Consider the following 8,734-nt stretch of genomic DNA (forward strand, 5'->3'; position numbering starts at 1 on the left):
AGTTTGGCCCGGTTCCGGGGACGATTTCGCCAAGCAGAATCGCCGCCGTTCGGTGCAACAGGTTCCTGTGGATGAAGTGCGGGCAGGCGTCGTCGTCGAAGCGGCCCCGGTCGTGTACGCGGCGCCTCCGGGTGTGTATGAAGGGCCTCCGCTTGTGTACGCACAAGCGCCCGTTGCCTACGGCCGCGGATATGAGGGTGAGTACTGGGACCGTCGGCAATGGCACGACAACGGCCGGCACAAGGGCTGGAAACATCGCCAGCATGATGATGCCGACGACGAATAGTGCCTGACACACGGCACACCGCCTGCGCATTCGCTAGCTACTACCTTTGGTGTCCAGGAAATCTTTTCGCGTTGCCATGGGGCAATGCGACGACCGGTTCTGGAGTCAACCAGGCAATTGAATGACAATTCCGCGAAAGGCGCAGTAGTCTACCGGCGCCACGTCTTTCATCGCCATAACCGCCATTCTGGACTCTAACCCTTTTATCGAGGGTTCTTACAGCGATGGGCAATCCGTGTCAGCAGCAAATTTTAGCGTTTTATTAGTGCGCGCTTCGGCTGCGATCTACCATTGCAATGCGGGTAGACCAGGCATTTTGCTGATGGGGGAGAGCATGAGTGAAGCCAACAACCACTCCATCGCCAAAGCGTTCTTCGCCTAGCGGACTCGAGGTTGTCATGGCTTACGCTCCAACCCTCACCGAATCTCAACTCGAACGCGTGCGCGTGCTTGCGAAGCCACGACAGGTGGCTGCAGGCGACGTGCTCTATAACCCAAACGATGACACGCCTCCCGTATATGTCGTGATCGAGGGCAAGATCAGGATCGTCTCGATGGCTGGCGGCGTCGAAGATACTGTAGCGCTTTATGACCCCGGTCAGTTTTCGGGCGAGTTGCTGATGATCGCAGGCAGGCGTTCCATCTACCGGTGTCAGGCCGTCGAGGCATCACGCCTGCTGGAGTTGAGCGCGGAAAACCTGCGAACGTTGATCAGCAAAGACGCGGAGTTGAGCGAAATCTTCATGAGGACGTTTCTGGCGCGGCGCCTTTCCATGTCCAGCCACGGTCGCACCAATGTGCTCATGCTTGGCTCGCGCTATTCGGCACGGACGCTTGCACTACGAGAATTTCTGACCCGTGACGGACACCCGTTCGCTTATGTGGATCTCGACACCGACCATGGTTCGCAGGAACTGCTCGATCGTTTCCAGGTATCCAGCGATGACGTCCCTATCGTCATTTGCAACGGGGAACAGATACTCAGAAGCCCATCAACACGGGAACTTGCACACGCGCTGGGCTTCAACTCGAATATCGACACGTCGCAGGTGCGTGACATCGTAGTTGTCGGCGCGGGTCCAGCAGGGCTGGCCGCGGCGGTGTATGCGGCATCAGAAGGCCTCGATGTGCTGGTCATCGAACGCACAGCGCCCGGCGGACAGGCCGGTTCCAGTTCTCGCATCGAAAACTACCTCGGTTTTCCGACTGGCCTTTCTGGTCAGGAGCTTGCGAACAGCGCGATCGCGCAATCGGAGAAGTTCGGCGCAAAGATCATGGTGGCGCGTACGGTCCAAAGCCTAAACTGCGACGAGCGGCCGTACCGAATTACGCTCGATGATGGCCAACAGATACGGGCCCGTTCGATCGTGCTTGCGACGGGCGCCACCTATAACCAGCCTGCGCTGCCCAACATCGATCGGTTTGCTGGTTGCGGCATTTACTACAATGCCACGTTCATGGAAGGTCAACTGTGTCGCGGCGAACCGGCGATCGTTATCGGGGGCGGCAACTCTGCCGGACAGGCGGCCGTATTTCTCGCCCAGAACACGAAGGGCGTGCGGATGTTGGTCAGGTCAGCAGGGCTCGCGGCAACGATGTCGCGATATCTGATTCGACGCATCGAAGAAAATCCCCTCATTCAGATTCATTTCGACAGTGAACTCGTCAACCTGGTCGGCGGCGACCATCTTGAGGAAGTGTCGTGGCGCGACAAGACCACGGGCGAGGTGACGACACAGGCCGTGCGACATGTCTTCGTCATGGCGGGTGCCTCACCGAAAACGGGGTGGCTTGCCGGCTGCCTGTCTCTCGATTCGCGTGGCTTCGTGTTGACAGGAACGGATCTGGACGACGTACTGCCACCACGGCCATGGCCACTTGCGAGGCGGCCTTACATGCTTGAGACCAGCCTTCCCGGTGTATTCGCGGTAGGCGATGCGCGATCAGGAAATGTCAAACGAGTCGCAGCTGCGGTTGGAGAGGGTTCGATCGTCGTCCACATGGTGCATCAGGTGCTAGCCGACATGTAGATAGGTCAAATGTGCTGCAGCACATTTGCGTTATCTGAAGGTCGCGACCAGCACGATCTGCGTGACGAACAGCCCTTTCGACCGGTTTCCGTCGAGGTCCCCGCAGGATTCATCCGAACCGCCGGCTGACCACACCTGAACCGCGATGAAGCCTCCGCTGGAGTTGGCGGACAATCGCCTCATCAGTCAGACCGATCAGCACGTCACGTTTCGCTGGAAGGATTATCGCCAAACTCAATTGCATCGACTACGGAGCGCACCACCACGACGATGCAGGCGAAGAAAAAGGCTTCAAACGATACCTGCGCCCAGTCGATGACCCGGTCGATCGAATCGGAGATCGCCGATGCGATCTTGAGGCTCGCCGGGAACGCGGTGAACGGGCCCAGATTCGAACCGAGCGCATGCGCGCCCACGAGTACGTCTGCGGCGAGCAACAGTAGCAGCGGCGCCAGCCAGCTCGAGCGCTGTGAAGGCGCGGCGTACATTGCATTGCGAGCCGCAATGCCACGACTTGCAACCCACACCAGCGCGGCGACGAGGGTCAGCGGCACCACGCCGGCACGCCATTCCATACCGCACCACGCAACCGTCGCGAACTCGATCAGCAAGCACGCCCAGAAGGCGCCGACGTGTCCACGCTCCGCAAATGCGACGGGACCGAGCAATGCGGAGCGCAGAATGGAGAACCGAGTGCGGGGTGCTTCGAGTGTTGCAGGGGCCGACGGATCGACGGCGACAATGGGTGTCTCGGGAATAGCATCGCGTTTGATTTCAGGCGATGCAACAGCGCCAATCCCAACATGGTCGGCGAAGAAGTCCGCAACACCCGCATCGGCGGGATGCGCGAGCAGCTCTTGCGGCGTGCCCAGCTGAACGATCTCGCCGTCGCGCAACACCGCGATCCGGTCGGCGATGCGCAGCGCTTCGCCCGGGTCATGTGTGACTAGTTCATTGAACCATTGAAATTGCACTGATCTAATCGTGCATGGGCAAAATGAATCTGAGTGAAACCGAGCGCGAAGAGCTGATGTCGATGCAGCGCAGCCGCACCATGGCCGTTGGCCAGGTAAGGCGTGCGCGGTTGATCCTGCTGCTTGACGAAGGCGCCTCGCGTGCGGCGATCATGAGCGAATTGCGCTGCGATTCGCGTTTCATCACAACGTGGCAAACGCGTTTCACCCGTGAGCGTTTGGCTGGCCTGTACGGCAGACATCCTGGCCGGGCGCCGCGACCTGACCTGGCGGGCCTTGAAGCGAGAGTGCTGGACTACACGCTGCGACGCAAGCCGGCCGACGGCTCGACGCACTGGAGTAGCCGCAAACTGGCGGCACAGCTGGGCATGGCTTTCATGACCGTGCAACGTATCTGGCGCAAGCACGACATTCGGCCACATCGTCTCGATACGCACATGGTGTCGAACGATCCTGACTTTGAGACCAAGGCCGCCGATGTGATCGGGTTGTACCTCAATCCGCCGTTGCACGCGGTGGTGTTCTGCGTGGACGAGAAGACGGCCATTCAGGCGCTGGATCGCAAGGACCGGATGTTGCCACTCTCGCCCGGGCGCGCACAGAGTCATGGCTTCGAATACAAACGCAACGGAACCTTGAGCCTGTTCATTACACGCCCACGTATTCGTCATGGCTGAATCAGGTGGAGAACTGGTTTGCCCGCATCCAGCGCGACGTCATTGCGCGTGGCGTATTCACCAGCACCAAAGATCTCGACAAAAAGCTCATGCGGTACATCCGTCAATACAATAAGCAGGCGCTCCCATTGAAATGGAAGTACTCCGATCCATCGCGGCGAATCCGGTGCAATTCATCCGGTTCAACCGACTAGTTCATGTCGGCAGTTGTTCGCCGGTCCGTTCTCGGACGATGAATTCGGCGTACCAGTCCGGCCAATTCTCATCGTGTTGGCCAGTCAGCTTCTCGTGTTCACCGTGTGCTGCGGCGGCACGGCGAAGCGCGCTCGCCAGGTCCATTGCCGAAGAGAATGAGGGGGCGTGCGGGTCGACCCGACCTGGCCGCCGTGTGGTCACTTCCTGGAAAACCCAGCCGTTCCCATCGGGGTCGTTGAACGAAGCAAAAGAACCGTAGCTGTTCCGCGTAGGGTGCGTGCCACTCACGCGTCCTTCTTCGCCGGCATGGTGGAATACGCCGCCGACGTCGTGGAAGATTTCACTCACGTCGACGCCACGACTAACAAGCTCTGCGCGCACAGCCTCTATGTCAGACACAATGAGATGCAGTCCCTGTACTGATCCAGGCTCCTCTGTTGTGACACCCTTGCCGAAAAGGACCGAGCATTGCGATCCCGGCGGCGTGAAGTGCACGATCCGGAAGTGTTCGTCCTTCGCCATATCAACGTCGAGCCGCCAACCTAACGCGGCATAGAACTTTTTGGCCCGATCGACATCCGACACGGGAATGACGATTACCTCGAGCTTCATATCGACCGGTCCCGCTCGTCCGTTCTCCGTCGCAGGTTCGCCGCCCGTCTGTCCATTGCTCATGTCAAGCTCCTTACGATTAGGTAATCCAGGCGTGGTAATGCGCTTACGGCGCGCCGCCAGCGGCCGCAGCGCCAATTGCGTCGAGCGGCTCATCCCTTTGGCGCCGCGCCGTCGTCGGCCGGCCGCCCGAGCAAAGGCAAGTACTTGCCGAAGTTCATTTCGAAGTCGCTCGGAACTCCGTAGGCCAGACCACGGAGCTTCGCGCGGCGTGCCTGCCCGCTTGGCGAAGCCAGGGCCGGGAAGAACAGGTCGATGCTCGACTGGAGTTCATCGCTCGTCGGCGTTCCGAACCGATTGACCTGGGTTTTCGCCGCTCCGAGTGTTTCTCTGTCGAACGAGGCCAGTCGCGCAGCTAGCGCATCGACAAAGGCGTCGAGTTCGTCATCGTCCAGAGTGCGGTTCACCCAGCCATAGCGTTCGGCAATGTCAGCATCGAAATCGTCGGCGCTGAGGACAATCTCGAGTGTCCGCGAGCGGCCGACCAGGCGCGGGAGCCATTCCAGCGCTCCGCCGGCTGGAACCAGACCGACGCCGACCTCGGGGTTGCCGAACAGGGCACTTTGCCGGCTGGCGAAGCGCATGTCGCAGGCGAGCACGAACTCGTTGCCGATGCCGCGCGCGCGACCGCGAATCTTGGCAACGCTCACGACCGGTGTGGACGACAGGCGCAGCACGACGTCACGCCAAATGCCCAACACCTCGGGCTGTTCAGCGGCCTTGGCTACGTCGAGATGGGCGACGAAAAAATCGGGATTCGCCGACTGGAAAACAACAACTTTCACGGACGGGTCCGCCTCGAGGTCGGTCATTAGTGCGCCCATTTCGACGATCGTCGTCGGAACAAACATGTTGATCGGCGGATTGTTGAAGGTGACTGTCCAGCGTCCCGGGTAGGTGCGGTCGATGTCGAACTGCGAGGGGTCAGGCATGGTGTTTCTCCTGAGGCAATGGGTAGACGAGCGTTGCGTTGACGGTGACCCCGGGTCCCGGCCGATTGAAGGTCGGGGCCCTCTACTAAGCGGTTAAGTCGCTTCAAGAAACAGCCTTCATCTCTCCGAGCATGGTCGGGATGAGTTCAGATACAGTCGGGTGTATCTGGACTGTCTGCTGGAGGGTCGTGTACGGCATGCCGGTGCTCATCACGTCGAGGATGCCGTGGATCGCTTCGTCGCCGCTGGTGCCTAAAATGGCCGCACCGAGGATTTTTAACGTCTGCGCGTCGACCACCACCTTCATGAAGCCCTTGGTCTCGCCCCTCTCGACGGCGCGCCCGACGCGTGTCATGGGTCGGTGACCAACCAGCAGCGGCCGCCCGCTCGCCCGTGCCTCGGTCTCGGTGATGCCGGCACGCCCGAGCGGCGGATCGATAAACAGGGCATAGGTCGGGATCCGCTGGCTCACCCGTCGCGCCGCGCCATCGAGCAGATTGGCCGCAACGATCTCGAAGTCGTTGTAGGCCGTGTGCGTGAAGGCACCACGGCCGTTGCAATCGCCGAGCGCCCAGATGCCGCGTACGTTGGTCGCGAGTTGATCGTCGACGCGAATGTAGCCGCGCGGGTCGGTAGTGACACCGGCCTTGTCGAGTCCGAGGTCGTCCGTGTTGGGCCGGCGCCCCACGGCGAGGAGGACGTGGCTGCCCACGATCTCCGGTTCGCCGGCCGTGCAGTTGACCCCGACCGCTACGCCTGCCGCGTGCGGGGCGAGGCGAATGCACTGGGCACCGGTCCGCACGGTAATGCCCTCGCCCTCGAGGATCTCCCGGATCGTAGCCGAGACCTCTTCGTCTTCGCGCATGACGAGGCGCGGAGATTGCTCGACGACGGTCACCCGCGCGCCGAATCTTCGGTACATCTGGGCGAATTCCAAGCCGATATAGCTGCCGCCGATTACGATCAGATGCTCGGGCAGGTGGTCGAGCGCGAGCATCGACGTATTGGTCAAGGTACTCACGCGATCAATGCCCGGCAAATCCGGGACGATGGCGCGTCCACCGACATTGATGAAGATGCGCGGCGCGCGGAGGCGCTCGTCACCCACCATAAGCGTGTCCGGCGACTCGAAGCGCGCGGCGCCCTGCAGCACAGTGACCCCTTTCATGCCGCGCAGCCAGCGCTCGACGCCTGCGCGTGCGTTGCGCGTGACCTCGTCCGCGCGCGCCTTCACGCGCGTCATGTCGATGCGGACGGACCCATCGAGCACGACACCATATTCAGCGCCGCGCCGCGCGAGGTGGGCGGCATAAGCGCTGGCGACGAGCGTCTTGGTCGGCATGCAACCGGTGTTCACGCAGGTTCCCCCGAAATACTTGCGCTCGACTAGCGCGACAGTCATTCCGGCATCGCTCAGCCGGCCTGCAAGGGATGGACCGGCCTGCCCGGCGCCGATGATGATTGCGTCGAAATCACCAGTCATGGGTGTCCTCTCATTTCAGGGGGATGTGTTGCATTGGCCGAACCAGAACCTGTGCCCGCAATCGCGGCCGCGAGGGTTCGGGGTCTCGACTGCAGCGCTGTTCATGTGGACCTCCGGATGCCTGCTTTGTAAGGCGGCCGTTGAGATTGACGAGAGCAACGCTTAGCGAAACGATTCGGATGTGGTGTGCGAGGCCGGATGAACTCGCGTGACGCCTCATTCATATCCAGCCCACGGCGTGGAGCAGGTCGCACCGATTTTCGGCCCTGGCGCCGTTGCCGCGTCTCTCCGGCTTGAACATCCGCACATAACCGCCGACAAAGTGCTTTGGCATTGGGCACACGCCATCGACAACAACATGACGCGCAATGTAACCCTACGCTGGCAACGCCCGATCCCTTTGACCTTCGACATATTGTAGGTCGGCCTCGTTACAAAAATCCTTTCAGCATGGAGTGATGCCTCCGGATTTTGAAGGACGACGGTCTCTGGGATCTGAGACAGGCGCCTTATCTGGTCACGCCGTGACGATGTCCGTCTTGACCTCGATGTTGCCGTGCACCGATTTCGAATACGGGCAGGTCTGATGGGCCAACTGCACGAGTTCTTCGACGACTTCCGTTGCCATACCCGGCACGCGGACGGTGAACTCAGCGGCGAGACAATACGCCTTACCGGCTGATCCAATGCTTGGCTGGATGTCCACGGAGTAGTCCGGCGGCAGCGTGATTTTCTTCAGTGCAGCCACCTTCCCGAACACTGTGGCGTAACAGGCCGACCACGCGCCCGCAAACAATTGCTCCGCTCTCGGGTGCAGCTCGGTGGCGATGAACTCGAGACTTTCAACGCCGGATGCTGATAGCTTGAGGTCGAGCGTGCGTTGCCCACCACGCTGGCTATTGGTGGCGTGATTGATCGTGGCGTGGCTGTTGCCGGTGGCGAGGAATTTCTCGATCTTTTCCGTGATGGGATTCCTCCGATGCGCGGACAGGAGCTGTAATTAAATAACTATGTTATTCATAGCAAATCGTGCAGCGTAGAGCTAGATGCACAAAGATATCCCTGGCATCAAGCGGATAAGACTTAATTGCATATGAATTTCAATAGGCGTGAATCAGAACCCTGCATTGAACAGCGTGCTGTCGCTATCGGTGCATCCCTATTTGCAAAGCTCTGCAACGTCTCCGCCTCCATCGTAGTGTAGTCCGATACGTCATCGTCCAATCGATGGCGGCGTTCGACAACTGCTACGCGTTCACACGCGGATAGTCAGCTCTGAAGACTGGACGAAAGTCAGCCGTAGAGCAATATTGATCTTGACGATATGATTATCATAGTTATATGCTTGGCTCACTCGATGTGACGCATGAGGCGTCACAAATCGTCCAACAAAAGCAGTCCGGTACGGATTGCCCGACGCGAACCTGATCGCGCGCACTTTCTGAGTGGAGTACTGAAATGTCTGATCTTGTCTACGACGTGCAG

7 protein-coding genes and 2 pseudogenes are annotated in these 8,734 nt (G+C 60.0%); 3 read left to right on the forward strand and 6 right to left on the reverse strand.

Annotated elements, in window-relative coordinates; genetic code table 11:
• Together VMJ11_RS12235 and VMJ11_RS12240 are read left to right on the forward strand one after the other, a co-directional pair.
• Nucleotides 1-286 (forward strand): annotated as a pseudogene (locus VMJ11_RS12235) (hypothetical protein); the annotation flags it as partial.
• A gap of 398 nt (nucleotides 287-684) precedes the next feature.
• Nucleotides 685-2,316 carry an FAD-dependent oxidoreductase gene (locus VMJ11_RS12240; RefSeq protein ID WP_325619672.1) on the forward strand — a complete coding sequence of 544 codons (1,632 nt, stop codon included), beginning with the start codon at nucleotides 685-687 and terminating at the stop codon, nucleotides 2,314-2,316.
• A gap of 203 nt (nucleotides 2,317-2,519) precedes the next feature.
• Here VMJ11_RS12240 and VMJ11_RS12245 read toward each other — a convergent pair whose 3' ends face one another.
• Nucleotides 2,520-3,290, reverse strand: coding sequence for a hypothetical protein (locus tag VMJ11_RS12245; protein ID WP_325619673.1), 771 nt, complete (start codon nucleotides 3,288-3,290; stop codon nucleotides 2,520-2,522).
• Nucleotides 3,291-3,304: 14 nt separating this feature from the next.
• Here VMJ11_RS12245 and VMJ11_RS12250 point away from each other — a divergent pair.
• Nucleotides 3,305-4,161 (forward strand): annotated as a pseudogene (locus VMJ11_RS12250) (IS630 family transposase).
• A 1-nt stretch (nucleotide 4,162) separates the two neighbouring features.
• Here the strand turns inward: VMJ11_RS12250 and VMJ11_RS12255 are convergent.
• The 5 genes from VMJ11_RS12255 to VMJ11_RS12275 all read right to left on the reverse strand — a co-directional run.
• A complete protein-coding gene (locus VMJ11_RS12255; protein ID WP_325619674.1) occupies nucleotides 4,163-4,930 on the reverse strand; it encodes a VOC family protein in 768 nt (255 codons plus the stop codon).
• Entirely contained in the window at nucleotides 4,927-5,766 is an 840-nt protein-coding gene (locus VMJ11_RS12260) for an enoyl-CoA hydratase/isomerase family protein (RefSeq protein WP_325619675.1), read from the reverse strand. Before VMJ11_RS12260 ends, VMJ11_RS12255 begins: the two co-directional genes overlap by 4 nt.
• A gap of 103 nt (nucleotides 5,767-5,869) precedes the next feature.
• Complete coding sequence (locus VMJ11_RS12265; protein ID WP_325619676.1) at nucleotides 5,870-7,249, reverse strand: FAD-containing oxidoreductase; 1,380 nt, start codon at nucleotides 7,247-7,249, stop codon at nucleotides 5,870-5,872.
• Nucleotides 7,250-7,766: 517 nt separating this feature from the next.
• A complete protein-coding gene (locus VMJ11_RS12270; protein ID WP_325619679.1) occupies nucleotides 7,767-8,165 on the reverse strand; it encodes an OsmC family protein in 399 nt (132 codons plus the stop codon).
• Between the two features lie 339 nt (nucleotides 8,166-8,504).
• The coding region (locus VMJ11_RS12275; protein ID WP_325619677.1) for a hypothetical protein at nucleotides 8,505-8,734 on the reverse strand (230 nt) is incomplete at its 5' end.

Origin of the sequence: Paraburkholderia sp. (assembly GCF_035501035.1) — a bacterium.
Lineage (GTDB): Bacteria > Pseudomonadota > Gammaproteobacteria > Burkholderiales > Burkholderiaceae > Paraburkholderia.